This window comes from Enterobacter sp. (genome assembly GCF_977039595.1).
The window spans coordinates 1-23,394 of the sequence record NZ_CDRQYH010000058.1 but is presented as its reverse complement, the minus strand read 5'-3'; the positions used below and the strand labels follow the sequence as shown (position 1 = coordinate 23,394).

Sequence of the window (23,394 nt, the reverse complement as noted above, 5' to 3'; positions counted from 1 at the left end):
GGTCTGACGGCGCTTAGTGCTGAATTCACTATCGGCGAAGGTGAGTTGATGGCTCATGATGTCCCTCTGGGATGCGCTCCGGATGAATATGATGATCTCATATCAGGAACTTGTTCGCACCTTCCCTTGATGTCTACACCGAGGGGATCATGCGCCAGAGTGAAATGTTAATTACTACCGTTTCCGACATAATCGAAATTTATGGTATGACCCCGCAGCAGGCGACCAATATTCAGCACATGATCAATAATCAGGATAACCTTCTTACCCAGATTAATAATGTGGTTGTTTACAACGCTCAGGGCGATATCTTCACCGCACTGCATGAAAGTTTTACCGGGTCACGCAAAGGCTCGGACAGAGAGTTTTTTATCTATCACAAAGAAAATAAAACTCAGCAGATTTTTATTGGGGAGCCGGTGGTAAGCAGAACCAATGGCAAATGGGTTATCACCATCAGTCGACGCCTTGAAACCGAGAGCGGGGCATTTAACGGAGTGGTGGTGGTGACGCTGGGTATCGAAAATTTTCTGGCACTCTACGGGCAGATTAATATCGGTCACTCGGGCGTCATCGGCTTAACGACGCAATCAGGCGTGCTGCTGGTCCGTTATCCCTTTAAAAATACTTATATCGGCACGATTGTTTCTGATTCACCGCTATTCAGGAAATATCTCAAGGTACAAAATTCGGGGATAGCCAGCTCCATCTCACGGTTTGATAAAATCGAGCGCATTTATGCCTACGAGAAAAACAGACGCTACGGACTGGTCACCACCGTGGCCGTTAGCATTGATGAAGCCCTTGCAGCCTGGCGCAAACAGGCCATTCAGCTGGCGGTGCTCATTTTCGTGTTCACGGCGATCCTCATCGTGGCGTCATACTTCCTGTATTCCGACCTGTCCCGAAAAACAAGGGATAACAAAGCGCTGAAGATTATTGCCTCAGAAGATGCGTTGACCGGGCTGTACAACCGCCGCTTCTTTGATGAAAAAATCCTCTCGGAAATCACTATGTGTGCTGAGCATGACGCACCGATTTCGATACTGATCGTGGACGTGGACTACTTCAAAAAATACAACGATAACTACGGTCATCCGGAAGGGGACCGGTGTCTGGCAATGCTCGGAAACAGCCTCAGGGAGAGCCTTACGCGTGATAATCAGATTGTGGCGCGATACGGCGGAGAGGAATTTGCGCTGATATTGCCGGATACGGATATTCAGGATGCGCTCCGACTGGCGCAGACGATTATTCGAAATGTGTTTTCCCTGCAAATCGCGCATGCTTTTAGCCCCTTCGGACGGGTAACGGTCAGCGTCGGGATTTCTACCGCACGTGCCGTCGACATCGCTGGCAGCCAGCAAAATATCATTATTGCCGCTGACCAGGCCCTCTATCAGGCAAAGCGCGCAGGACGTAACCGTTACGCGTTTGTTGGGGTATGAGCAGAAAAAAAAGCCCACTCAGGAGTGGGCAAGAAAAACTGGAAGCAATGTGAGCAATGTCGTACTGAATACCTGATTATTTCGCTCAACTATTCAGTGTTGAGAAAGATAATCTTTCTCAACAAAAGATGCAACCCCACAGTTTATGTGGCACGCTCTTTTTGTTGATGAATAATCACTCACTCTCTCATTGTGACGCCTATCACAAATTTCCTTTCTGAAATCCTGTGCTATTCTTTTTTGTGTCGTTGATTTAATGACAAAAACCATACAGAGAGGAAAGTTATGGGAATTTTATCCTGGATTATCTTTGGGCTTATTGCGGGTATTCTGGCGAAGTGGATCATGCCGGGCAAAGATGGCGGTGGGTTTATCGTCACCGTAATACTGGGTATTGTCGGCGCAGTAGTCGGCGGCTGGATCAGTACGCTGTTCGGTTTTGGCAAAGTCGATGGCTTTAACTTCGGCAGTTTCGCCGTCGCGGTGATTGGTGCGCTGGTTGTTCTGTTTATCTACAGAAAAATCAAAAGTTAAGGCTTAAAAGCGTTGAAAAAAGGCTGCCAGATGGCGGCCTTTTTACGTATTGGCGTTTACCACCAGCCAAGCTGGGTGCCGGCAAACGCCGCGATGGCAACGATCAGCATAATGAGGGTCGTTTTTCTCATTTATGCCCCAGGCGCCGCGTAACCACCGACAAAAAACCACGCTAAAAAAATCACCGCCGTTATAAAAATAACGACCGGGAAGAGGATCCCTATTCTCATATCATCACCTGTTTCGGTTTTTGTAACGCCGTAGAGTGTACGGGGTTAATCCATAGTGAGAAAGCGTGTTTTGCTTTTTCCTTTCTTATCCTGATACATCGCGACATCCGCGTCGCGTAATGCGCTGTCAGGATCGGTTGCGGCAGGGTCCACTTCGATAACGCCGAGGCTGGCGCCCGGATAAATAATATGAACGCTGCCCAGCCAGTATTCGCCTGCGATACAGGCGCTGAGGCGCGTTTTGAGCAGCGTAACCTGCGCGTTATCTCCGTCCTCGTGGAGCTGGCTCAGCGATGCGACCAGAAATTCATCACCACCCAGTCGACCGATAATATCGTCCTGCTGTTTCTCTTCCTTCAAACGCTTGCCCACTTCTATCAGGAACTGGTCGCCAGCCTCATGGCCGTAACGATCGTTAATCAGTTTGAAATCATTCAGATCGATGAACGCGATGATGGCGTTACGCTTAAGGTGCCGGGCCAGAGAAAACAGCGTGGTCAGATCTTCAAAAATGGCGCGACGGTTGGGTAAACCGGTAAGGGCATCCGTGTAGGAGTGCGCGATGAGGGCCGCATTGGCTTCGCGAAGCTGGGTTACCAGCGACTCTTTCTGAATGGACTGGGCGATCAGCCCGGCGAAGAGCTTCAGAACCTGTTCCCCTCGCTCGCTAAGCGGCTTTCTGGCCGTGCTGGTGGCGCAGAGCGTGCCGTAGAGTGAACCATCCGCAAGATGGACAGGAATACTCATGTAGGTCGTAATGCCAAGCGCTTTTGCGGCTTCACACTCGGGCCAACGTTCGGGCACGTCATTGCTGAATACCGTGTCACTGTCCAGCGCACGCTTGCACAGCGTCTCGTCCCATGGGACGCTCAGACCCTCCGGGATCGTCATCTGCTTGCTGTTGCGGGCGTAGAGGATGTGCTGCAGCCGCGCCTCGATATCGACCTTCGTCAGGTAGGTCGACTCCATGTCGGTGACAATCTCCAGCATCTCCAGCAGCTGGCGAACGAGGCTTTCAAGGGACTGCTCGGTGGCAAGGGTTTCTGAAACGCGAGCGAGGATAAGATCCGACATGACGTAGAATGACTCCCAGGCAGAAGACGTCTGCATCTGCATGTTATGCTGAGTTTTTAGGCTTCAGGCATAGTAAAACATGAATACAGAAAATTTAATATATGCAGGAAGCGGGGAGCAGGCGAGAAAAAAAGCCCCGTTGTTGAGACCGGGGCAAAGACATCTTGATTACGGAATGATGTTCTCTGGTCAAATCGAGAACATGCCACACTATAGTGCTGAAAAGTGCAGTTAAAATGGAGAAATCATGGAGAACGCGGCGATGACCCGTTACCCTTAGGGTGTAATGACGTCAAAAGGATCAATGAGATGAGATTTCTGCTTCTGGCGCTGGCGCTTCCCCTGACCGCCTGCACCGCAAAACCCACGCCACCCGATGCGCCAAAACCGCCGCACGCTATTGGTATGGCGAACCCGGCCTCCGTCTACTGCCTGGAGAAAGGCGGGGAACAGATCCCGATTCAAAGCCCGCAGGGCGTTCGCACCGAGTGCAAATTACCGGGCGGGGAAGTGATCGATGAATGGACGCTCTATCGTCGCGATCGTCCGCAACCCACCAGGTGACAGACGGATACCGCCTGCGATACACTTCTCTTTAGGATTAATCTTAGCCAGTTTCTGGCATTCGTTTCCGCGAGAGAAGTATGTTTCAGCTAAAACCGGGCAGCATGGCGATGATCGTGGGTGCCCGCACGGCGTCAGGCCGTCGCAATATTGGTAAATCTGTTGAACTATTTGGCCTCTGCCAGCCTGGCCTGCGTTTTGTTAACCCGGTCAACGGCGTGATGACGCAATTACCGGCCACCGCAGATCGCGCGCTTTGGCTGGTGACGGGTGATGTCTACGCCTTTGACAACCAGCACGGCTTTGCGTTTGTACGCGCCGAACATCTGATGCCGCTCACCCCGGATGAAGCGCCGCAAATTCTGGATGAACTGACGATCGGCTGATCACAGATGACGCAGCCAGTCGGCTAAGATCAGGGCGTGATTTTGCTCCGTGTTTTTGGCAGCAAAGAGCAGGGTGACGGTCTGCCTGCGCGCCAGCGTCGCCAGACGCACTCCCTCGTTAGCATGCTGCGCAAGCTCTTCCCGATAGGCCTTACTGAAGGCGGTGAAATCAATGGTTTCGCTATGAAAGGCCTTGCGTAGTTCATTCGAGGGCGTGAGCGCTTTACACCATTCGTCATAAACGAGGTCCGTTTTTTTAACCCCGCGAGGCCAGAGCCTGTCCACCAGCACCCGATAGCCGTCGTCCGGAACTGCCTGTTCGTAAACGCGTTTGCACTGAATCATGATTTCACCCTCCCAATTTAAGGTATTGTGATAATTGCAAAAGATCGGTAGTCTGAGGTTCCTTATGTTATCTGATAATACTCTGGCATAAGGAACCTTTCATGGAACACCTCCCGGTTAAAACGACGCTGCGCATTGCGCTGGTTGGCGATTACAATCCCAATGTTATTGCGCATCAGGCGATCCCGCTGGCCATTGACGACGCTGCAGCAGTCCTTGACCTCACCGCCGATTACGACTGGCTGGCCACCACGGAGCTGACTAGCCCTGAAGATCTGGTGGGCTACGATGCCATCTGGCTGGTTCCTGCCAGCCCCTACAAAAACACCGAGGCCGCTTTTATCGCCGCGCGCTACGCCCGTGAAAACAGCATCCCGTTCCTGGGCACCTGCGGCGGGTTCCAGCACGCGCTGATTGAGTATGCCCGAAACGTGCTGGGCTGGGCCGATGCGGCACACGCAGAGACGGATACCGAAGGCACCATGGTGATTGCGCCGCTGACCTGCTCGCTGGTGGAAAAAACCGATGCGATTGAACTGCGCAAAAATACGCTGATCGCCAAAGCATACGGCAAGCCGGAAATTGAAGAGGGGTATCACTGTAACTATGGCGTGTCGCCGGCGTTTGCACAGGCGCTGGAAAGCGGTGATATGCATGTTACGGGCTGGGACGATCAGGGGGAAATTCGCGCCGCGGAGCTGGTTACGCACCCGTTCTTCGTGATCACCTTATTCCAGCACGAGCGTGCCGCGCTCGAAGGGCGTCCGGTCGTGCTGGTGCAGGCGATGCTGCGCGCCGCTCGCGGGTAAAAAAGGCAGACCCGAGGGTCTGCCACACTGTTTAACGGGGCGCGATCTCCCGGTCTCGCCCGGCTAAGATGCCGCAGAGGGCCATTATCACGGCGGCCAGGGCGCAGCCCAGAAGCGTGATTTGCCAGTCTCCCGCGCTATCGTGAATTTTTCCCATCAGCGGGGGACCGCAGGCGGCGAGCAGATAGCCAATCGACTGCGCCATGCCGGACAACGCCGCCGCCTGGTGTGCAGAACTGGCGCGCAGACCGATGAACGTCAGGCCGAGGATCATCGTTGCCCCTGTGCCAAAGCCAAACACCAGCGTCCACATCACCGCCATACCCGGCATAAACCATAATCCCGCCGCGCTTATCGCGCACATCAGCGCCACCGCGCCTGCGATCGCCCGCTGGTCTTTCAGACGGTGGAGGATCAGCGGAACGGCGAGTCCCGGCACGGCCGTAGCCAGCTGCAACAGACCGTGCACCGAGCCAGCCTGCGCTTCGCTGTAGCCGTGGCTCAGCAGTATCGCCGGCAGCCAGCCGATGATGACGTAGTAAATCAGCGAGTTTATCCCCAAAAAGAGCGTGACCTGCCAGGCGAGGGCCGAGCGCCAGATCGCGCGGTTATGCAGCGCGCCTGCGGCCGTTACCGTTGCGACGTGTTTCTGACGCCACTGGGGCAGCCAGAGCAGCAGCGCGACCAGCGGAAACGCCATCAGCATCAGCAGCGCGCCATGCCAGCCGGCGCTACCCTGTGCCAGGGGAACGATCATTGCCGAACCGAACGCCGCCGAGACGCCCATCGTCAGGGAATAGGCGCCGGTGAGCTTCGCCACCTGGCCGGGAAAATCACGCTTAATTAATCCGGGTAACAGCACGTTCCCGAGCGCAATACCGCAGCCGACGATCGCCGTTCCGGTGAAAAGCAAAGCGGCGGAAGGCAGGGAGCGAACGGCAATCCCGACGCAAATCAGCAGCAGGGCGATAAACAGGCTGCGCTCCATGCCGATACGCCGGGCAACGCCCGCGGCGAGCGGCGAGACAATGGCGAAAGCCAGCAGGGGCAGGGTGGTCAGCAGACCGGTTTGCGCCGTGCTTAAGCCATAATCAAGACGAATAGTGTCGAGCAGCGGGGCTGCCCCGGTAAAGGTGACGCGAAGCGTAGTGGCAATCATCAGGATGCCTGCAATCAACAGCGCGCCGTGTTTTCCTGAGGTGCGAATAGCAGTAGTCATTATGTTCTCATACGTTCAAGCGAGCGCACACAATACCGATTTTATCAGCGGTTGAAATCAGGCTAAAATGACAGTTTATCGCTAATATCGGACAAACTGATGATTGGTCTGGGACTGGAAGGCTACGATCCAGATAGCCAGTACGATGCGGCCGTCGCATTTCGCATTCAGGTAGTGGCGGAGGAACAGTATATTCCCCGGCATCATCACCGTAAGGGGCAGCTGATTCTGGCCCTCGGCGGCGCAATCACCTGTGAAGTGGAAAATGCCATGCTGATGGTTCCGCCTCAGTATGCCGTCTGGATCCCCGGCCAGATGCCGCACAGCAACAGGGCCACGCCGGGCGCGCAGCTCTGCTTTTTGTTTATTGAACCTGGGACGGCAAGCTTGCCCGACCGCTGCTGCACCCTGAAAATCTCTCCTCTGGTGCGGGAGCTAATTTTATCCCTGGCGGAAAAGTCGCGTGAACAACTCCCACTTGCGGCCACATCGCGCCTGGTGGACGTTCTGTTTGACGAGCTGCCGCTCCAGCGGCAGGAGCATCTGCAGCTGCCCGTCTCGCCCCATCCTAAAATTCGGCTGATGAGCGAGAAAATGGCGGAAGAGCCCGCCGCCTGGCAGACGCTGGCGCAATGGGCGAGCCACTTCGCCATGAGCGAACGCAGCCTGGCGCGGCTGGTGGTGAAAGAGACCGGCTTAAGCTTTCGCCGCTGGCGTCACCAGCTGCAGCTGATTGTGGCATTACAGCACCTGATCGGCGGGAAATCGGTACAGCAGGTGGCCCAGTCACTGGGCTATGACTCTACCACCGCATTTATCACCATGTTCAGGAAGGGACTGGGACAGACGCCGGCGCGTTATATGGCCAGCCTGACTACGACTTCCCGATAAACAGAGAGACAAGGCCTGCCGCAATCAGCGGGCCGACCGGCACGCCGCGAAAGAGCGCCACGCCCAGCACGGTGCCCACCAGCAGACCCGCCACCAGCGAGGGCTGGCTGCTCATCAGCGTGACGCCGCGTCCGCCCAGCCACGACACAAAAATCCCCACCGCGATCGCCACCAGCGATTTCCAGTTTACAAACGAATGCAGCAGCGTTGAGGCGGGAAGGGTGCCGCTGGCGATCGGCGCCATTACCCCAATGGTCAAGATAATGATCCCGATGGTGAGGCCTTGTTTTTCTATCCACGGGAAAAAGGTATTTAACGGGGTCACGCGCACAATAATCAGCACCAGAATCGAGATGGCGACGGTGGTGTTATGGCTGACAAAGCCGAGCGCGGCCAGTGCCAGAAGTATGAGCAGAGTAGGGTCAAACATAAGGAATCCTTGCCAGAAAAATTGTTCTGTTTACTGTACGCGCAAACGCGGCAGAGAACAGTTTTAAAAAGATTTTATCGTTGTCATTACCTTGTCATTTACGCGGATTAAAACGAAAGCAGATATCGCAAAAGGGTCGCCATCATGAACGATCACATGTTTGTTGAAACGCTGATTATCTCCTCATCGTTTTTCGCTATTGCCGCTATTCTCGTTGCCTCCGTGCTGTTTCTGGAACGAAAAGGCTGACAGGGCGTCAGCCATCGCAGTTACGCTTTATGGAAGGTGACAAGCTCAGGACGGGCGATGCGCAGGTAATCCTGGGTATCCATAATCACGGATTTCTCCAGCAGGCCGGCGTTAAACGCGATTTCGTCAAAACGCTCGAACAGCAGCGGGTCGGCAACCAGTGCCAAATCAGGATGGAAGCTAAAGGGCGGGATAGCGCCGAAAACGCAGGCGGTCAGGGCATCGACTTCCGCCGGGCTGGCGAGGGAGGCTTTTAGCCCGCCAAAATGGCTTGCAAGCTGGCTCAGGTCAGCCTGCAGATCGGCGGCGAGGATCGCCAGAACGTGTTTTTTTACGCCGTTTCCCTTCACCTTGCAGACCAGGGCTTTTGCGCCTTGCCGCAGGTCGGTCCCGCGAATTTCACTTACCGCTTCACATTTCCCGACAGCCTCGTGCTCCATGACGCGAAACCGCGCGCCCTGCTCGGTGAGTAAGGTAATCAGTTGCTGGTGGGTTCCTGCCCCAATAACGTCATCAGTCATAACGATTTCCCGGTGATAATCCAGTATGCAGCGTTCTACATTAGCACGGGATGAGCGGGGTCGAAAGAAAACAGCCAGCGGGCTCGCTGGCTGTTGGATTATGCGTTGCTGGTAGCAGACTGTTTGTGGAACAATTCGATGATTTTTATTTTATTGTTATATAAGGTTAATTTTTCTTCCCCAAATCATCCCCAAAACAAATCCCCAAAACTCATATAACGCCAGCTTATCATTTGGCACTTTCTAAAAGTTATCTATCTCGCTAAATCACAAGTTTGTTCCACTCCAGACCACGATCATCTCCGTACATTGTGCTCATCGCTTCAGTTTTATGCCCAAGCAGAGTTTTGACATCAATACCCTGCGCTTTATAGGTTCTAGATGAAAGCGAACGCTGTTCGTGAAATGGGGGCAGGGCAATACAATCCTTTGGCCAGTCAATATTTGCTTTATCTCTCGCTTCTTTGAAATACTTAGATATTGTTTTTTCAGGAACGTGAGAACCAGCTTTACCGTAAGCATGATGTTTCACGTGGTGTATCAGATACGGGCTCACAACTCTGTCTCGACACTTACTTATTACTTCTGCAAGCGTCATGCCAATAGCATCACACCGTAAATTTAAAGGAATAGCTAACTTCATTCCTGTTTTACTTTGGGTTATATGAAGATGATTATCCCATATATCGCTAAACTTCATCGCCACTATGTCGCCAATACGTTGACCCGTCACTAAAGCCAATAGCATGGAATTCTGAGCGCATGGTGGCAATGTTCCCGCGCTTTCATAGATTAGCTTCCATTGTTCGATACTGAGCCTGCTTCGCTTTACCTTTGCTATCGGATTTTTAACTGCTAAAGCAGGATTGTAGCCGGGTTCAACCTCACCAGCATGTTGAGCCTCTTTAAATACGTCGTTAAGCACGCTCCTAATCAGCTGACCCATTCGATGTTTACCTTCAGACTTATATTCATCAATAATTTTTGCGATTAACTTCGTGTCAACATCTTTTAGACGAACGTTAGGAGCTCTGTCAGCCAGAACTTGAGCACATAACCTCCTAGATTTTACGGTCGGTTTTTTTATTTCTCCGTCACGCATCCTTTCCATCTGAATATCTACGTACCTTTTTATCCAGTCTGCGACTCGAATTCCTTTCTCTTTCTTATCTGTCTTCTTAATGGCCATATCGATAAGAGCGAAGGATTGACGTGTTTCCTGCTCAGATGTTATCCGATTTAACTCCGTAGCAGCAGCTTTGGCTGCCTCTTCATCTGTTCCAAAACCAACAAATGTTCCAGTGACAGGGTGGCGATATTGCCAGTAGATTTTTGATGTACGTTTATCCAACTTGCAATACAGGTTAGGTATTTTAACGTTATGCTTTCTGGGGCGAGCTGCCATTTATTGCTTTCTCCACTAACTGGCGAGCCTTGTCTGATAATGATGATGAAATATCAACATTGCTTACCATGCCAATAAAACGAGCGTCCTCATCTATAACCCAGCGGCGACCTTGCTTTAAAGCTGGTGGGAAAGTTTGCTTGGTCTTGGCTATTTTGTTTAGTGCTGAGTTGCTTAATGGATATTTGAACCCATTAGGACCCGAAGCCCACTCATGTAGTGTTACTAACTGCCCCATATGTTGCTCTCCACTTAACCGGCTGCACCCGGCTATCTCTTATAGAAAATGCAAGATGAGCAACCACCACGGAGCCCATCATTGCAGGTACGACATCTTTTTGTTTCGGTGTAATAGAGCTGGTGGACCATCTCCTTCGGCATAAGAACCGGCATCGGCACGCGGATAACCAGCTTTTTGAGCCTGTCGATTTCGCCGGCCAGTTCGAGTATGCGGCGGTTACCGTATTCAGCCTCTTCTCGCCACCATGCGACATCCGCTTTAAGGCGGCGCAGGCGCCGCTGTTTGAGTTTGCTCACCATGGCAGCCACCCCATTTGCTGAAGTGCGCCGATTGCCAGTAGCACGAACATCACCACGTCGAATGGGTTAGGCATCATCACCACCGAAATATCCTAACCTTCCTCCGTGGTCGCCAATTACAATCCCGGAAATGAATATTCCGAATAGCCCCACAACAGAAAATGCAATGAGGTTAAATTCAAAGCCAGCTACAAAGACGCAGACTGATGCGACAATCAAAAGATACAGCAGCCAGAATTTTCGGTTCACGGCTTCACCTCCTGCTGCGGTGCTGCTGGCAGTGGCATCCAGTGGAATACATTGCAAGATATGACGTTATCAATTGGCTCATCACTTGCGCTCCAAGAAATATCTTGCAGCCATACCTGTCCGTTGTAGGTTGCATGTATCGGCTCGTCATTTACCGGGAAGCACAGAACTTTAACGCCAACCTCAGGCATCCGCTCACTGCAAGCCACCCAACCATCCGGAACCACCAGAGAGTTGCCAGCCTCAGCCATCCCAGCCTTCTTTCCAGCCTGGAAGCACTCACGCTGCGTCATTGTGTACCCAGGATAATCTGGCATTACTGCAGTCTCACCCGGACCAACAGGAGCAGGTGGTGCCGCTTCAAGTTCAGCAATGTGATTCCTTTGCCAGTCGACAAACGCCTCAAGTGACTCGACGTTGTACTTTTTGCAGAGCACGTCGTGTACTGCGGCTTTGCGCTGGAATTCAGTATCGGCACCCTGAAGCATGGCGGCTCTGTGATTATCAAGGCTAACGAACTCTTCAACCTCGAACCCAAATCCGATAGCATCAACAGCCTCTTCAGCATCACGGGTGCACTTGTATAGCCTGCCATCTTCGTACTTGATTAAGTACAGGCCTGCCACTGGTTTAATAGTCATGATTTACCTCCCTGAAGCATGGCGGCGCGGCAGGCGTTCCAGATATCCCACGCGAAGTCTTTCATCTCGTCATCCTGCGTGAGAGGATGGGTGGACGATGACCAGATTTCCTCAAAATCGCTGTATCCAGATGTCAAAGCCACCGGTGCTGGCGGGGCGGTGTAAAGCGGCGTTACTTCTCGCAGCGGGTCGGCATAAGCATTGCCACTATCGAAGCTGACGTTGTTTTTTGCGCCGCCGCCTGACAGTAGCCACGCCACAGGCTCCGCTTCGAGCGATGCCAGCGCGATACGCGCCAGTTCGTGAACTTCCCACTGCTCTGCATTGGCCTGGCAATCAATGCCTTCAGAATTGAACTGAAGGAGATTTGCAATGCTCTCTTTGGTAATAGTGCTCATGGGTTAGTCCTCAATATCCAGAGTACGCGCGGAGTGATGCTATTCTCGCGGTGATATCATTGATGATTTCCTCCACTACCTCTGCGTGCTCATGTTCATCACGCAAGACATCAAGGGCGCAGTCTATTTCACGGAGCATATCCTGCTGCCATTCAATATCTTCTGATTCCGGGATTTCGTATTTCATGCTCACTCCCCTTTACCGGCTGCGGAGGCGCGTTCCGCGTCCCACTTCTGCATGTATTCTTCGATATCACTCCATTCCTCACCAGAACCAGCCAGCGCATCAATTACTGACTGGCGTTCACTGTGCTGTTCTTTACGCTCCAGCTCAGCAATCCGCTTCTCTGCTGCCTCAGCGCGTTTCTCTGCTGCGATTCGATGCTCCAGACCTTGCCCCTGGCAGATATCAATCAGGCGCTGTTTCTCCATAAGTTCTGCGTTGAGCTTCTCTGCGGCTTCCAACTCATCTAGCAGTGCCAGCACGGTGGACGGGGTTAGAGCCTCATTGAATTCATCGCGATCATAACCCCAACTATCGGATTCTGCTCTCTCCGCCGCTTCACGCAGCTCCTGTTTGTCGATGTTGTTCATTGGGCGGATCCTTCTGTGCGATACATCATGATTGTCAGATCGCCTTTAGTCGCCAGGCGCACCGTTGTTCCTGGTTCGATGCTGGACAGGTCAAACGCATCGTAAAATTCGTTTACTGCCTTCTGTCTACGAGATAGCTTTCTACGCTTATCCCACTGTTTTAGCGCAATGGAGATAAACCACTGGCCCGTTTGGAACATGATGAATAACCACCCCATCAGAGCGAGGCCAGTGTTTAGAATGTCCAGAAAGCTCATGACTGCACTCCTTTGCGATGTTGGGAGGCTATAGCTTTATGCTCATCAATAATTTGCGATGCTTCTGCATGGGCCAAACCTTCGAGGGAGATAACACCTGTGTCACTTATCCCGGCCAGGCTAATAAGTTCAACAAGGCGGCGCGCTTTCTTAACGCTAATTTCTGGCGCTATAACGCTGCGGGTGACTTTCTTCTTGCCCTTTGCGGCAGCAGAAGCTTTATCCTTCTGAAGAACCTCACCGGCCTTTTCTCCGAACTCTTTTATTCGGTCAACAGCCACATCTACGGACACGGTCCCAGACTTAACTTCTTTCTGAACGTCGTGGTTAGCAGTGCTAAGAAGCAGAAGCTTTTCGACAGTAGGAACAGACTTGTTGACCAGTTTTGCGATATCGCTGGTGGTCTGGTTGAAGGCGTTATGTAGTTCCTGAATAACTGCAGCCTGTTCCATATCTGAGAGCGGAAGTTGATTGTTGCTGGTCATGATGCGCGCCAGGCGCTGCACATCGCTACCGTTGAACGGCATGATGTGTATGCGGTCTACTGGCTTACCAGCTTCTGCACAGCGCGCATAGCAGCGACGCCGACGGTGGCCTTCAACAACCCACACTCCACCTTCATCACGGGCGATAACCTCCAGCGGGGGAACGGAGCCACCGTTCATCAGGTAGTTGAACAGGTCATCATCAGCCTGGCGAGTGCGTTCATCGTCTTCACGCTTGTTGAAACCTTCACGAACGTGGATATCTGAAAGAGCGATAAACATCCCGGTATCGGTGCGCTTAATTACACCGGCCTTGGTCATTTGCTTGAATGAGTTAGCCATTAGAGAACAACCTCGTTATTCAGGGAAATGACGACACTAGGCAGCTCACGGAGTTCTCGCTGAGCTTCCAGCAGGTGCATGTTGGTAGGCGTTTTGGTGTGGCGCTCTTCTATGCGGTCGCACTCTTTGGCCCAGCTTGTGACATCCTCACGTAGCGTAGCGTTCTGCTTAGCCAGTTCCTTCCGCTGCGCCATCGCTTCACAAAGCGCGACGCTGGTATAGTCAAGGCGGTTAGCCAGTTCGTTAACCATCCAACCATAAGCGGCAGGAAGGAGAGGGGCGGCCTTGCGAGCTGCGTCAATAAGCTGCTCTCTGGTCATGCGTGGTTGTAACTCGGTGACGTTCTGTGTGTTCGTCATGGTTAGTTTCTCCGTGTTATAAGCGCTCTGCACAGCGCTGATTTTTGGTTGCACGAATCCCTCGCCTGATAGCGATAAAACATAAAGGGGGTTCGTTTTAGTAAGCACCCAACCAGGGCACTTAGTGAAACGGGCGGCTGCCACCGCCAGTTAGCTTCTCCACAATTGGGAGCGCGTTCTCCTGAGTTGATCTAACGACTAAGGCCTCTCAAGGAACCGGCTGAACGCGCTTTCAGTTGTGAAAAGGGGCGGTCGACATTAAGGACATTCACAACTGCCGACCGCCAAGACTACACACAGCATCTGGTACAGCTACTACGGTTTACCACGCTGGCTACGTGATACTGGCGCGGCATGCAGGATTCGAACCTGCGACCCACGGCTTAGAAGGCCGTTGCTCTATCCATCTGAGCTAATGCCACAACTGGAATCGCACTCCGCCAGTTAACAAACCGATCCCCATCAGTGAAAGAGGAATGCGCTTTCATGTTGTGTGCCGGTCTTTCCCGGCTGTCAGTTCTTTATTGCCATTTGAACTCATCGGCCTAACGAGTTTTAACGACCTTTCCCGTTTGCATAATCTTGTCGCGGCGGTTATCGCTGCCGAAGCGCCACTGTCCAGGACATTTAAAAGGACCGTCTCCAAGTGGTAACTCTTCCAGTCCTGCTAAGCACCCTGCTAGATGCTTAACGTGAATGGCTGCCCTCGTCTCTTCCGAGGTGTCACACCTGATCGCCACGCTGGTGAAACGTCTCTGGCTGTCGTACACGCCTGGCTTGCACATTCCGGCTACCCGCTGGATCGGGATACTGCCTAAGGAATCCCCGGACCGATGCGGCACATGTGCCATATGCCGTACTGCTTACTTCCACACCGGCGCAGGTAACTGTCAGTACCCGTGGTGTGAATTAAATGTAGGATATCTTACTTCTGCGTGTCAACAGGTAAAGTAGGAAAACTTACATTAAAGGTGAAAAAAAACCGACACGAATGTCGGCCTTTAGAAGCGGGGAGGGTTATAGGTCAGTAACTACTTGTTTTACTACACCTACAATTTTGCAGTTCCCATTAACTTCCATAACTCGATAATTAGGATTCAAAGGGACCAGATATTTTAATGGGCCATCCATGACAAACTTTTTGAGAGTCGCCTCAGCAGAGCCGACAATTTGAGCTACAACAATTTTACCATTCACTTCTTGTGGACTGCCGTAATCTGGATCAACCACTACGAATGAACCTTCAGGGATGCTTGGTGCTCCATTAGGGTTTGTCATAGAGTCACCACGAACGCGAAGTGCGAAACCTCCATCTGATAAGCTGGCAGTAGTGAATATCCATTCGGAAATGTCGTCCTCAGTGATAGGAGCTCCACTTTCTGTCCACTCACCGGCTTGCACCCAAGAGAGGATAGGGATCTTCTTTACACCAAACTTCTCAGTCGGCTTATAAAGAATTTCGTCACAGTCAGGATCACCGTGACCAGTAATTATCCATTGAGGATTCGTTTTTAAGGCAGCCGCCAGCCCCTGCAGATTAGATCCACCAGGTTCATAATCACCAGACTCCCATCCTGTAACAGTCACTCGGTTTACGCCAACAAGCTTGGCGAGAACAGCCTGGGTGAGCTTCAGCTCTTTGCGTCTTGCGCGGATGCGTTCATTCATTTTCATGTAGGCAATCCTACCATTTTATGATGTAGGAATCCTTGACCTCTTAATGTAAGATATCCTACTATCATGGTGTGTGTTTCCCTTACATTTGAGGCAAAAATGAAAAAAGATGATGTGGTTTCTTACTTCGGCAGCGTGGGGAACGTAGCGAAGGCATTAGGAATTTCCCATGCATCAGTATCTGGGTGGGGTGAGGTAATTCCAAAAGGCAGAGCATTTGAGATTCAGGCTCTGACTTCTGAAAAGCTGAAAGTTGATCCATCCCTTTACGCAAAGCCTAATCAAAACGCTGCTTAATTTTAACTACCAAAGGAAAAACAACATGGTAGAGCCAAGCCTGAAAGAAGTAGTGAAAGCGATGTGTAAAGCGTACCCCGGAGGCCGTGAGGCTATGGCAGGTGCTCTTGGCATGTCAGTCACGCAGTTCAATAACAATCTGTACGAGAAGAACGGCTGCCGCTTCTTCGAGGTGAACGAGCTGGAAGCGATGGAGGACATTTCAAACACGTCTCTCCTGGCAGATTACTTTGCTCGTCGTCGCGGCGCATTGCTGGTGGATGTTCCGCATCTGGAAGACCTGGACCGTGTCGACTTGTTTGATCGTGCAATGCGTACATCAGCTGCCCGTGGACGTGTCGACACCGTTATTCAGAAAGCACTGGAAGACGGAGTGATAGAACCTCATGAAGCGGAAGAAATTAACGAGTATCACCGCCGTCACCTGGCTGCGCGTGAAGAAGAAATCCGCGCGATTGTCGCGCTGTTTAGCCGTAAGAAAAGCCAAAAAAAGTGACGCCCGCGAGTGTGCAGCTCCGGGCGTCTTGGCGTGTCGTATTCAGTGGAGAAACTAACGCATGAACAGTTTAAACCGATTGAGACCAGCTAAGCAATTCCGATGCCTTCCGCTGGTGGGGAAAGATTCCCCGTTCGGCTATGTGGAGAGATTAAACGACCAGCCTGGTGAGAACAACTACCAGCCTGAGAACGCGATGGTAGAGGCTTTTGCTCAGATGAACGAGAAGGGGCGTGAGGAATGGCTGAAGTTAACCGGCGATTCAAAGACCACTACGGCGTCCCGGTCCGTGTCATCAGATGGGAGCCACAGACTCGACGCGTTATATACCTTCGCGAAGGGTACGATCATGAGTGCTTCAGCCCTCTTGACCAATTCCAGCGTAAATTTACAGAGTTAAAGGACGACCATGAGCCTGTTGATGCCATCCCGGCCGATAGTGATAAACCCTGACCTTGCATACAGCATTGGCCTGAACGAGGCCATTGCGTTGCAGCAGGTTAACTACTGGCTTAAAGAAACCACCTCCGGACTGGAGCGTGACGGCGTGCGCTGGATTTACAACACCAACGAGCAGTGGCTGGAGCAGTTCCCGTTCTGGTCTGAGTCTACGCTGAAGCGCACATTCACCCGCCTGAAGCAGCTCGGCGTGCTCAAAGTTGAGCAGCTGAACAAATCTCAGCGCGACATGACGAACTACTACACGATCAACTACGAAAGCGAGCTTTTAGATGAAGTCAAAGTGACCAAATCGAAGAGTTCAAAATGCACTCTTCCATCAGGTCAAAATGAACCGATGGAAGAGGTCAAAGTGGAACGCTCCATCGGGTCAAAACGAACCGCTCTCATCAGGTCAAATTGCACTGATGTTCTTACAGAGAATACAACAGAGAATACTACAGATATTAAAAACCCTATTTGTCCGGTTGCGCCGCAACCAGACCCTGAGGTGTTGATCACTGATAACGCCATTCTGGTTTTAACTCACCTCAACCAGGTGAGTGGTTCCCGGTACCAAAAATCAAAAACCTCTCTTGAAAACATAAGAGCGCGCCTTCGTGAAGGTTACAGCGTTCACGACCTGCAGCTGGTAATCGATCTGAAACACGAGCACTGGAGCGGCAATGATGATCAGTACCAGTACATGCGACCTGAAACTCTGTTTGGCCCGAAAAAATTCGAGTCATATCTGCAAAGTGCTACTCGCTGGGAAAGCAAGGGCCGCCCTAAGCGTCAGGATTGGGAAGGACAGCGCAATAACTCCAGCATGATGGTATTTGGCGGGCCAGATAAAACAATCCCAGCAGGTTTCAGAGGAGCTAAGCCATGAGCCTCTTGAAAGACATTCAGATTTTCATCGCCAGCAATCCTGGCTTAACGAACAAAGAGATTGCGGCCTCTATGCCTCAGTACGGCCTTCATGCTGTTCAGCGCGGGGTATGTCACCTGATAAAACTGAATCGTGCTACCCGCCAGCACAACGGCAAGTGCCACCAGTATTTTGCTAAAGCGCCGGGTGGGGATGTGAGCGAAGGGCGTTCTGCACTGAAAATTAACCGGGCTGATGCACCAGCTGCATCAGAACAGGAAGCCGCACCGAACCCGGCAGTAACCGCGATGATGGAAAAAGCTCAAGGCCTGTTTGAGAAGGGGCTCTTCCAGCGTGCGGCTACGGTTCTGATGGAAGCATTCAACCGCTCAAAAGACGAAGAGCTGCGAATGAAGATACTGATTGAGCGCCAGCGTTGCCTGAGCATGGTACCGAAAGTCAAAACGCCTACTGACGCATGGTGTCTGGCAGGTCAGGGGAGGAATATCTGATGAAATACTCTCTGATTTACGCAGACCCAGCCTGGGAATACGGGAACACCGTCAGCAACGGCGCAGCCACCAACCACTACGGCACGATGAAGCTTATCGACATGAAGCGTCTTCCTGTGTGGGACCTGGCAGCAGATGATGCCGTCCTGGCTATGTGGTTCACCGGCACGCACACCCGAGAAGCGATTGAACTGGCTGAAGCATGGGGCTTTAAGGTCCGCACGATGAAGGGCTTTACCTGGGTGAAGTTCAACCCGCTTGCAGAACAGCATATCAACAAAGCTCTTCAGGCTGGTGGAATAGAGGACTTTTACGACTTCCTCGACTTGCTGAACGTACAGACCCGCATGAACGGCGGTAACTACACCCGAGCCAATACCGAAGACATGCTGATCGCCACCAGAGGGAATGGACTGGAACGCCAGTGCGCCAGCATCAAACAGGTTATCTACAGCCCACTCGGCGAGCATAGCCAGAAACCAGCAGAGGCCCGTTTCCGCCTAGAAAAGCTTTACGGTGACGTTCCGCGCATCGAGCTCTTTAGTCGATGCGGTGTGCCAGGTTGGGACCACTGGGGAAATCAGGCTGAGTCAACTGCAGTTGAATTGATTCCTGGCGTTGCTGTTCCGGTGGCAGATAACCGGGAGCATGCAGCATGAAGAAGCTATCAACCGAGCAGGAGAACGCGGTTCGTGACGTTGCCCGTCAATGCTCCGATGCCATTAAGAAAGCCCTGAAGAAGAAGCCGAAGCCAAGCTGGAACGTCGTTGTACCTCCTATCCTGAAGGAGTACCACGAGAAGGTAAAACCGATGGGCGTAAGCCTGGTGATGTTCAACAGCGTAATCGGACGCCTGAACGGGCGCTATGGAGTGGAGTCATGATGAAACTGGTTCTCCCGTTCCCACCGAGCGTAAACACCTACTGGCGAGCCCCCAATAAGGGGCCGTTGGCAGGACGCCATCTCATCAGTGCTGCTGGCCGCAAATATCAGAGCGCTGCTTGCGCTGCGATTATTGAACAATTACGCCGCCTGCCTAAACCAACCACAGCGCCAGCGGCGGTTGAGATCATTCTCTATCCACCAGATGCCCGCCGCCGCGATATCGACAATTACAACAAGGCGCTTTTTGATGCACTGACACATGCAGGCATCTGGGAGGATGACAGTCAGGTTAAACGAATGCTGGTGGAGTGGGCACCGCAGGTACCTGGCGGGAAGGTTGAAATAACGATCGCCAGCTATGTCGAAAATGGTAGGCAAAATAGCAATGCATTGGTACGCGCATGAGTGTTAGATTAAAAAGTGTCAGCGAAGCGGGAGTGCAGACCCGCTCGCACTACAACAAGTGGAGAAACATATGAATCAGTTATTCGTAATTGATGGCGTTTCCGTACGCCGTGATTTTGATGGTCGTTACTGCCTGAATGATTTGCATCGTGCGGCGGGAGGTGAAAAACGTCACCAGCCTTCCAACTGGTCCTGTCTTACCCAAACGCAAGAACTCATCGCTGAAATTTCGAGCGCTCCTGGAATTACAGGAGCGGCCCCGTTGGTCACCCTTACTGGTGGTGTTAACCAGGGGACATTCGTCTGCAAGGAATTGGTTTATTCCTATGCAATGTGGATCAGCCCGAAATTTAACCTCAAAGTCATCAGAACGTTCGATGCCGTACAGAACCCTTCATCCAATGCGCCGACATCCGACAAAATTCAGGCTGGCGTGATCCTGCTTGAATCGGCGGCGAAAATGCTGAACCTCTCAAACTCTTCAAGGCTCGGTGCTTATCAAAAACTCCAGCAGGTAGCTGGTCTTCCAGATCTGATGCCGCATTACGCGATCGATGCACCTGCCGGTGCGCAGGATGGGTCCAGCCGTCCCACACAATCACTCAGCGCTCTGCTTAAAGCAAAAAACATCCGCATCACCGCCAATCAGGTTTATCACATGATGTCCCGCTTTGGGATTGTGGAACAAAAAGAGCGAAACAGTCGGTCTGGAGTGAATGGTGTTAAAAAGTTCTGGTCACTTACTGCCAAAGGCTGCATGTATGGCAAGAACATCACCAGTCCTGCGAACCCGCGAGAAACTCAGCCTCATTTCTTTGAGTCGAAGTTTGCGGAGCTTCTTAAAATAATCGACATCGTAGCCTGAGGTAACAGTGAGAGCATTACTGACACCTGAAGTCGCGCCAATGTCCGGGGTTGTGCTGTTTCGCCCTGGTAACGAACTGTTGTGGCTGTTTCGCCGTGGCCGGGTGGTGATTGAAACTCCTTCGGAAGCTATCCAGCATCTTCCATCTGGGCTGATTCCTGAAGCGCACCAGCCACTGACGGATGATGTCAGTGTGCAGGAGCTTTTCCTGAATGAGAGAGTTATTCAGCGTGCTGGTGGACTGAGCGGCCTTGATGCCTGGCTGGAACGTAAATTCGAATGTCAGTGGCCGCACAACGAATGGCACTCAAAGGACTTCACTCTGCTACGCCACGCCCCCGGCAGCATTCGCCTGTGCTGGGGATGTGATAACCAACTGCGCGAACAAACTACTGAAAGACTGGCAGGAATTGCCATGCAGAACCTGGTAAAATGGCTGCTAGAAAGGGTGAATATCATGCTGGGTTTCAGCGCTGACCACACCCTAACGCTGCCGGAGTTTTGCTGGTGGATGGTACGTAACAATCTGGCTGACCTGATTCCTGAATCAGTGGCTAACCAGGCGCTCCGGATTAAGCCTGAATCGCACACCTCAGTGATGCGGGAAAGCGATATTGTTCCGTCATTACCGGCAACTGAAATACTCCAGGAGAAAGTTAAGAAGATCGTCTCGGTGAAGGTCGATCCTGAATCACCGGAATCTTTCATGCTGAGGCCAAAGCGCCGCCGCTGGGAGAACGATAAATACACCCGCTGGGTGAAGTCGCAGCAGTGCAGTTGCTGCAATAACCCGGCAGACGACCCCCATCACCTGATAGGCCACGGGCAGGGTGGAATGGGTACCAAAGCGCACGACCTGTTTGTGATACCGCTGTGCAGAGCGCATCACGACGAGTTGCACGCTGATCCTGTGGCATTTGAAGCGAAACACGGCGACCAGTTAACGCTGCTGTTTCGATTTTTAGATCGTGCGCTGGCAATCGGCGCACTGGCGTAAGTGGAGACGCAACATGATCAATCCTTCAGAAGTTGGCAAATCCGGCGAGATGGTTCGCCTTCGTACACTCGAAAGCATCTGGGTACAAGGTAAGCTTCGCATGTGGGGCCGCTGGTCTTATATCGGTGGTGGCTCCTGCGGAAACATGTTCAACCAGCTGCTTGCATCCGGAAAAATTACCAAAACCGCAATCAACGATGCGCTGCGCCGCATGAAGCAATCCGGCATCACTAAACCTGAGCTGGAAGCATACCTGCGTGAAATTCTCGACAGCAAAAACAAAACAGGACTGGCGTTCTGCTCAGACGAAGAAGGCCTTAAGGTGGATGGAGTTATTGCTTCGGTCCTGATGAATGATGAATACCGTGGATTGTATGGCGTAATCGTTGACCGTCACCGGCTGCGTAAGAGCAAGCTGCAGATGGCCAACGAGCTGAATGCAAAACATCCTGACTGGACCCTTATCTCATGCCGCCGCCGAATTGACACATGGGTAAGTTTGGCAGAATCGATCCTGTACGCTCCACTTTGTGACGCGTTTGGCACAAATAGCGACAGATTTAAGTTGCAGAGTGAGCAAGAAAGTGATTAAATTGTGGTAGGCTCGGGACAGTAAAGCGTACTGAGCAACAGAACAAAACATAAACCCGCCACTGCTGCGGGTTTTTTATTTTAAGGGCTGCCAACTGGCGGCCTTTTTTGTTTCCCCTCGTTCTGAGAGGACTCACGGCAATAAGAGGGGGCTAAATGTCCTATCCTGTTTCTGGCACTACGGTAGTTGATGGCGGACTGACGGGCCAGCAAGTTTTGCTTCTCAACCGGGCTTTCACGAAGGTGCATTGCACCAGTAGTCCCGCTGAAATATCGTCGAGTTCACCTGATTTATTCAATCCTGACCTACTATATGAAGGTCGCTGTGATACGGACCTGGCTTATGTCTTGTGTTGAGAATTTGTTGAGCCGCTATAAGTTAACCTGCTTGCAGTAAACTAGCAGGGGAATTGTGTTGTTAAAGACTCTCAAAATACTGGCTTTAGTGATCTGTTTTGTGGTTAGCTGTGCAATGTACTTTCATCTCTATTTAGTGATGAATAAGAATTGTATTGGGAATACCGCAGAAGAGGTGACCTATGGGCATCTGGAAGATTGCCCTGATACTGACTGTCAGCCTTATAGCTGGAGTTGTTATTTACATTGATGTTATCTCGGATTTCATTGCCGATGCCAATTTCCTTCACCTTCCTTAGATGTTTTTGCGTGAGCGCTGCTTTTTGCAAAATTGCTGTGTGAAAATACTGACCTTTGGGTTCAGCGCTCATCCAAAAGCATCTCGTGAAATCCAGTTAACCTCGGGTGGTTTGTTGGATGAGGTGCCTCAAATTTAACTAGCCTCACTTCGGTGGGGCTTTTCCCTTTCTAAGGCCGCCATCAGGAAACAATGACTAATCCCATTGACCGCAGGAATAAGTTCAGCGTAATTTATTTCTGTGGTGAATCCTTCCTAAGCGGGAGGGCGTTCCGGCCAACTGCTATCTGCAGGTATGCGCGCGACTTTGCTGGCTGGAGTAGAGTCACCGGGAGGCACCCGGCACCATGACAACAACAATACAGTTTCAAATTCCTTGAGAGCCTGCCGTAAAAAGCAGGCCTTTTTTTATGAATTTGCAAACTGCTGCTACGCTTGAAATGTGTGTTGAAGGTAACTGCCTGATGGTTCTCCTGAACCAATGTGAATCAGCCCGATACTGTCTCACTCTGGTCAGTTAGCAAAACCCACGACTACCTACCTTACTTACTAATAGTCACTCATTAGCCCGCCTTCAAAAGCGGGCTTTTTTTATCTCCCCTCAATTTTTCTGAGTGAATCGCCACGGGTTTAACAGACACCTCAGAGTCATTTAAGATGGCTTAAAGAGAGGTGCCCATGAGCGGTAAGCGTTATCCCGAAGAGTTTAAAATTGAAGCAGTCAAACAGGTTGTTGAT

General features: G+C 51.7%; 37 protein-coding genes and 1 tRNA gene. 18 read left to right on the top strand and 20 right to left on the bottom strand.

Annotated features, from left to right (window positions below):
• Positions 1-149 precede the first annotated feature (149 nt).
• Together ACWYRJ_RS16045 and ACWYRJ_RS16040 are read left to right on the top strand one after the other, a co-directional pair.
• Positions 150-1,448, top strand: a complete 1,299-nt coding sequence (locus ACWYRJ_RS16045; protein WP_455508254.1) for a sensor domain-containing diguanylate cyclase — start codon at positions 150-152, stop codon at positions 1,446-1,448.
• A gap of 285 nt (positions 1,449-1,733) precedes the next feature.
• Positions 1,734-1,982 carry a GlsB/YeaQ/YmgE family stress response membrane protein gene (locus ACWYRJ_RS16040; RefSeq protein ID WP_008500746.1) on the top strand — a complete coding sequence of 83 codons (249 nt, stop codon included), beginning with the start codon at positions 1,734-1,736 and terminating at the stop codon, positions 1,980-1,982.
• 131 nt (positions 1,983-2,113) lie between these two features.
• Here the strand turns inward: ACWYRJ_RS16040 and ACWYRJ_RS16035 are convergent, their stop codons facing one another.
• Both ACWYRJ_RS16035 and ACWYRJ_RS16030 read right to left on the bottom strand, forming a co-directional pair.
• Positions 2,114-2,212, bottom strand: a complete 99-nt coding sequence (locus ACWYRJ_RS16035) for a YoaK family small membrane protein (RefSeq protein ID WP_029739841.1) — start codon at positions 2,210-2,212, stop codon at positions 2,114-2,116.
• Positions 2,213-2,257: 45 nt separating this feature from the next.
• A complete protein-coding gene (locus ACWYRJ_RS16030; RefSeq protein WP_455508253.1) occupies positions 2,258-3,286 on the bottom strand; it encodes a sensor domain-containing diguanylate cyclase in 1,029 nt (342 codons plus the stop codon).
• 309 nt (positions 3,287-3,595) lie between these two features.
• Here ACWYRJ_RS16030 and ACWYRJ_RS16025 point away from each other — a divergent pair, with 309 nt between their 5' ends.
• A complete protein-coding gene (locus ACWYRJ_RS16025) occupies positions 3,596-3,850 on the top strand; it encodes a putative hemolysin (RefSeq protein ID WP_133294185.1) in 255 nt (84 codons plus the stop codon).
• 80 nt (positions 3,851-3,930) lie between these two features.
• Positions 3,931-4,236 carry a nuclear transport factor 2 family protein gene (locus ACWYRJ_RS16020; RefSeq protein ID WP_045401563.1) on the top strand — a complete coding sequence of 102 codons (306 nt, stop codon included), beginning with the start codon at positions 3,931-3,933 and terminating at the stop codon, positions 4,234-4,236.
• Here the strand turns inward: ACWYRJ_RS16020 and ACWYRJ_RS16015 are convergent, their stop codons facing one another.
• The gene (locus tag ACWYRJ_RS16015) at positions 4,237-4,581 is read right to left on the bottom strand and encodes a DUF488 domain-containing protein (protein WP_223581883.1); all 345 of its coding nucleotides are present in this window, start codon (positions 4,579-4,581) and stop codon (positions 4,237-4,239) included. It lies immediately after the preceding gene.
• A 101-nt stretch (positions 4,582-4,682) separates the two neighbouring features.
• Between ACWYRJ_RS16015 and ACWYRJ_RS16010 the strand changes: the two genes are divergently transcribed.
• On the top strand, positions 4,683-5,390 hold the full coding sequence (locus ACWYRJ_RS16010; protein WP_133294187.1) for a CTP synthase C-terminal region-related (seleno)protein: 708 nt from the start codon (positions 4,683-4,685) through the stop codon (positions 5,388-5,390).
• Between the two features lie 31 nt (positions 5,391-5,421).
• Here ACWYRJ_RS16010 and ACWYRJ_RS16005 read toward each other — a convergent pair whose 3' ends face one another.
• Positions 5,422-6,609 (bottom strand): CynX/NimT family MFS transporter, encoded by a 1,188-nt coding sequence (locus ACWYRJ_RS16005; protein WP_455508252.1) that lies wholly within the window; start codon positions 6,607-6,609, stop codon positions 5,422-5,424.
• A gap of 99 nt (positions 6,610-6,708) precedes the next feature.
• On the opposite strand from ACWYRJ_RS16005, the gene ACWYRJ_RS16000 reads away from it, so the two are divergent.
• On the top strand, positions 6,709-7,500 hold the full coding sequence (locus ACWYRJ_RS16000) for an AraC family transcriptional regulator (RefSeq protein WP_455508251.1): 792 nt from the start codon (positions 6,709-6,711) through the stop codon (positions 7,498-7,500).
• Here ACWYRJ_RS16000 and ACWYRJ_RS15995 read toward each other — a convergent pair.
• Positions 7,484-7,930: a DUF441 domain-containing protein gene (locus tag ACWYRJ_RS15995; protein WP_024908579.1), complete on the bottom strand. Its 447-nt coding sequence runs from the start codon at positions 7,928-7,930 to the stop codon at positions 7,484-7,486. The two genes, ACWYRJ_RS16000 and ACWYRJ_RS15995, sit on opposite strands and share 17 nt — an antisense overlap.
• Before the next feature lie 144 nt (positions 7,931-8,074).
• Between ACWYRJ_RS15995 and yoaI the strand changes: the two genes are divergently transcribed.
• Positions 8,075-8,179, top strand: a complete 105-nt coding sequence (gene yoaI / locus ACWYRJ_RS15990; protein WP_111965575.1) for a small membrane protein YoaI — start codon at positions 8,075-8,077, stop codon at positions 8,177-8,179.
• A gap of 20 nt (positions 8,180-8,199) precedes the next feature.
• On the opposite strand, the gene ACWYRJ_RS15985 is transcribed toward yoaI, so the two are convergent.
• From ACWYRJ_RS15985 to ACWYRJ_RS15920, 14 genes are all read right to left on the bottom strand, one after another.
• Positions 8,200-8,700 (bottom strand): YbaK/prolyl-tRNA synthetase associated domain-containing protein, encoded by a 501-nt coding sequence (locus tag ACWYRJ_RS15985; RefSeq protein WP_111965576.1) that lies wholly within the window; start codon positions 8,698-8,700, stop codon positions 8,200-8,202.
• A 262-nt stretch (positions 8,701-8,962) separates the two neighbouring features.
• Complete coding sequence (locus tag ACWYRJ_RS15980) at positions 8,963-10,105, bottom strand: phage integrase Arm DNA-binding domain-containing protein (RefSeq protein ID WP_025758203.1); 1,143 nt, start codon at positions 10,103-10,105, stop codon at positions 8,963-8,965.
• Positions 10,080-10,343, bottom strand: a complete 264-nt coding sequence (locus ACWYRJ_RS15975; RefSeq protein ID WP_008500733.1) for an excisionase — start codon at positions 10,341-10,343, stop codon at positions 10,080-10,082. The genes ACWYRJ_RS15980 and ACWYRJ_RS15975 overlap by 26 nt, the downstream gene beginning before the upstream one ends.
• A gap of 32 nt (positions 10,344-10,375) precedes the next feature.
• Positions 10,376-10,645, bottom strand: coding sequence for a hypothetical protein (locus ACWYRJ_RS15970; RefSeq protein WP_375148747.1), 270 nt, complete (start codon positions 10,643-10,645; stop codon positions 10,376-10,378).
• A 66-nt stretch (positions 10,646-10,711) separates the two neighbouring features.
• Positions 10,712-10,894 carry a hypothetical protein gene (locus tag ACWYRJ_RS15965; protein WP_045325435.1) on the bottom strand — a complete coding sequence of 61 codons (183 nt, stop codon included), beginning with the start codon at positions 10,892-10,894 and terminating at the stop codon, positions 10,712-10,714.
• Positions 10,891-11,535, bottom strand: a complete 645-nt coding sequence (locus ACWYRJ_RS15960) for a DUF551 domain-containing protein (protein WP_455508250.1) — start codon at positions 11,533-11,535, stop codon at positions 10,891-10,893. Before ACWYRJ_RS15960 ends, ACWYRJ_RS15965 begins: the two co-directional genes overlap by 4 nt.
• Positions 11,532-11,933 carry a hypothetical protein gene (locus tag ACWYRJ_RS15955; protein ID WP_455508249.1) on the bottom strand — a complete coding sequence of 134 codons (402 nt, stop codon included), beginning with the start codon at positions 11,931-11,933 and terminating at the stop codon, positions 11,532-11,534. The genes ACWYRJ_RS15960 and ACWYRJ_RS15955 overlap by 4 nt, the downstream gene beginning before the upstream one ends.
• Positions 11,934-11,943: 10 nt before the next feature.
• Entirely contained in the window at positions 11,944-12,120 is a 177-nt protein-coding gene (locus tag ACWYRJ_RS15950; protein ID WP_455508248.1) for a hypothetical protein, read from the bottom strand.
• 2 nt (positions 12,121-12,122) lie between these two features.
• Positions 12,123-12,527 (bottom strand): ead/Ea22-like family protein, encoded by a 405-nt coding sequence (locus tag ACWYRJ_RS15945; protein ID WP_455508247.1) that lies wholly within the window; start codon positions 12,525-12,527, stop codon positions 12,123-12,125.
• Positions 12,524-12,784, bottom strand: coding sequence for a DUF4752 family protein (locus ACWYRJ_RS15940; RefSeq protein WP_206805757.1), 261 nt, complete (start codon positions 12,782-12,784; stop codon positions 12,524-12,526). The genes ACWYRJ_RS15945 and ACWYRJ_RS15940 overlap by 4 nt, the downstream gene beginning before the upstream one ends.
• Positions 12,781-13,611 carry a chromosome partitioning protein ParB gene (locus ACWYRJ_RS15935; protein WP_206462072.1) on the bottom strand — a complete coding sequence of 277 codons (831 nt, stop codon included), beginning with the start codon at positions 13,609-13,611 and terminating at the stop codon, positions 12,781-12,783. The genes ACWYRJ_RS15940 and ACWYRJ_RS15935 overlap by 4 nt, the downstream gene beginning before the upstream one ends.
• Complete coding sequence (locus ACWYRJ_RS15930) at positions 13,611-13,862, bottom strand: hypothetical protein (protein WP_455508246.1); 252 nt, start codon at positions 13,860-13,862, stop codon at positions 13,611-13,613. Before ACWYRJ_RS15930 ends, ACWYRJ_RS15935 begins: the two co-directional genes overlap by 1 nt.
• Positions 13,863-14,315: 453 nt before the next feature.
• Positions 14,316-14,392, bottom strand: a tRNA-Arg gene (locus ACWYRJ_RS15925).
• 595 nt (positions 14,393-14,987) lie between these two features.
• Complete coding sequence (locus ACWYRJ_RS15920; RefSeq protein WP_455508245.1) at positions 14,988-15,644, bottom strand: LexA family protein; 657 nt, start codon at positions 15,642-15,644, stop codon at positions 14,988-14,990.
• A gap of 99 nt (positions 15,645-15,743) precedes the next feature.
• On the opposite strand from ACWYRJ_RS15920, the gene ACWYRJ_RS15915 reads away from it, so the two are divergent.
• The 11 genes from ACWYRJ_RS15915 (at position 15,744) to ACWYRJ_RS15865 (ending at position 22,002) form a co-directional block, all read left to right on the top strand.
• A complete protein-coding gene (locus ACWYRJ_RS15915; RefSeq protein WP_161656286.1) occupies positions 15,744-15,941 on the top strand; it encodes a Cro/CI family transcriptional regulator in 198 nt (65 codons plus the stop codon).
• Positions 15,942-15,966: 25 nt separating this feature from the next.
• Complete coding sequence (locus ACWYRJ_RS15910; protein WP_033487215.1) at positions 15,967-16,437, top strand: YmfL family putative regulatory protein; 471 nt, start codon at positions 15,967-15,969, stop codon at positions 16,435-16,437.
• A 240-nt stretch (positions 16,438-16,677) separates the two neighbouring features.
• Complete coding sequence (locus ACWYRJ_RS15905; RefSeq protein ID WP_074168479.1) at positions 16,678-16,890, top strand: DUF4222 domain-containing protein; 213 nt, start codon at positions 16,678-16,680, stop codon at positions 16,888-16,890.
• Positions 16,847-17,767: a conserved phage C-terminal domain-containing protein gene (locus ACWYRJ_RS15900; RefSeq protein ID WP_455508244.1), complete on the top strand. Its 921-nt coding sequence runs from the start codon at positions 16,847-16,849 to the stop codon at positions 17,765-17,767. Before ACWYRJ_RS15905 ends, ACWYRJ_RS15900 begins: the two co-directional genes overlap by 44 nt.
• Positions 17,764-18,258: a hypothetical protein gene (locus ACWYRJ_RS15895; protein WP_455508243.1), complete on the top strand. Its 495-nt coding sequence runs from the start codon at positions 17,764-17,766 to the stop codon at positions 18,256-18,258. Before ACWYRJ_RS15900 ends, ACWYRJ_RS15895 begins: the two co-directional genes overlap by 4 nt.
• Positions 18,258-18,917 (top strand): MT-A70 family methyltransferase, encoded by a 660-nt coding sequence (locus ACWYRJ_RS15890; protein ID WP_455508242.1) that lies wholly within the window; start codon positions 18,258-18,260, stop codon positions 18,915-18,917. Before ACWYRJ_RS15895 ends, ACWYRJ_RS15890 begins: the two co-directional genes overlap by 1 nt.
• Positions 18,914-19,141 carry a hypothetical protein gene (locus ACWYRJ_RS15885; RefSeq protein ID WP_023293907.1) on the top strand — a complete coding sequence of 76 codons (228 nt, stop codon included), beginning with the start codon at positions 18,914-18,916 and terminating at the stop codon, positions 19,139-19,141. Before ACWYRJ_RS15890 ends, ACWYRJ_RS15885 begins: the two co-directional genes overlap by 4 nt.
• Positions 19,141-19,548, top strand: coding sequence for a RusA family crossover junction endodeoxyribonuclease (locus tag ACWYRJ_RS15880; RefSeq protein ID WP_025760115.1), 408 nt, complete (start codon positions 19,141-19,143; stop codon positions 19,546-19,548). The genes ACWYRJ_RS15885 and ACWYRJ_RS15880 overlap by 1 nt, the downstream gene beginning before the upstream one ends.
• A gap of 70 nt (positions 19,549-19,618) precedes the next feature.
• Positions 19,619-20,413 carry a KilA-N domain-containing protein gene (locus tag ACWYRJ_RS15875; protein WP_045357679.1) on the top strand — a complete coding sequence of 265 codons (795 nt, stop codon included), beginning with the start codon at positions 19,619-19,621 and terminating at the stop codon, positions 20,411-20,413.
• Between the two features lie 7 nt (positions 20,414-20,420).
• On the top strand, positions 20,421-21,410 hold the full coding sequence (locus ACWYRJ_RS15870) for a DUF968 domain-containing protein (RefSeq protein ID WP_455508241.1): 990 nt from the start codon (positions 20,421-20,423) through the stop codon (positions 21,408-21,410).
• Between the two features lie 13 nt (positions 21,411-21,423).
• Positions 21,424-22,002: a DUF1133 family protein gene (locus ACWYRJ_RS15865; RefSeq protein WP_455508240.1), complete on the top strand. Its 579-nt coding sequence runs from the start codon at positions 21,424-21,426 to the stop codon at positions 22,000-22,002.
• 460 nt (positions 22,003-22,462) lie between these two features.
• Here ACWYRJ_RS15865 and ACWYRJ_RS15860 read toward each other — a convergent pair whose 3' ends face one another.
• Complete coding sequence (locus tag ACWYRJ_RS15860) at positions 22,463-22,729, bottom strand: hypothetical protein (protein WP_455508239.1); 267 nt, start codon at positions 22,727-22,729, stop codon at positions 22,463-22,465.
• Positions 22,730-23,394 lie beyond the last annotated feature (665 nt).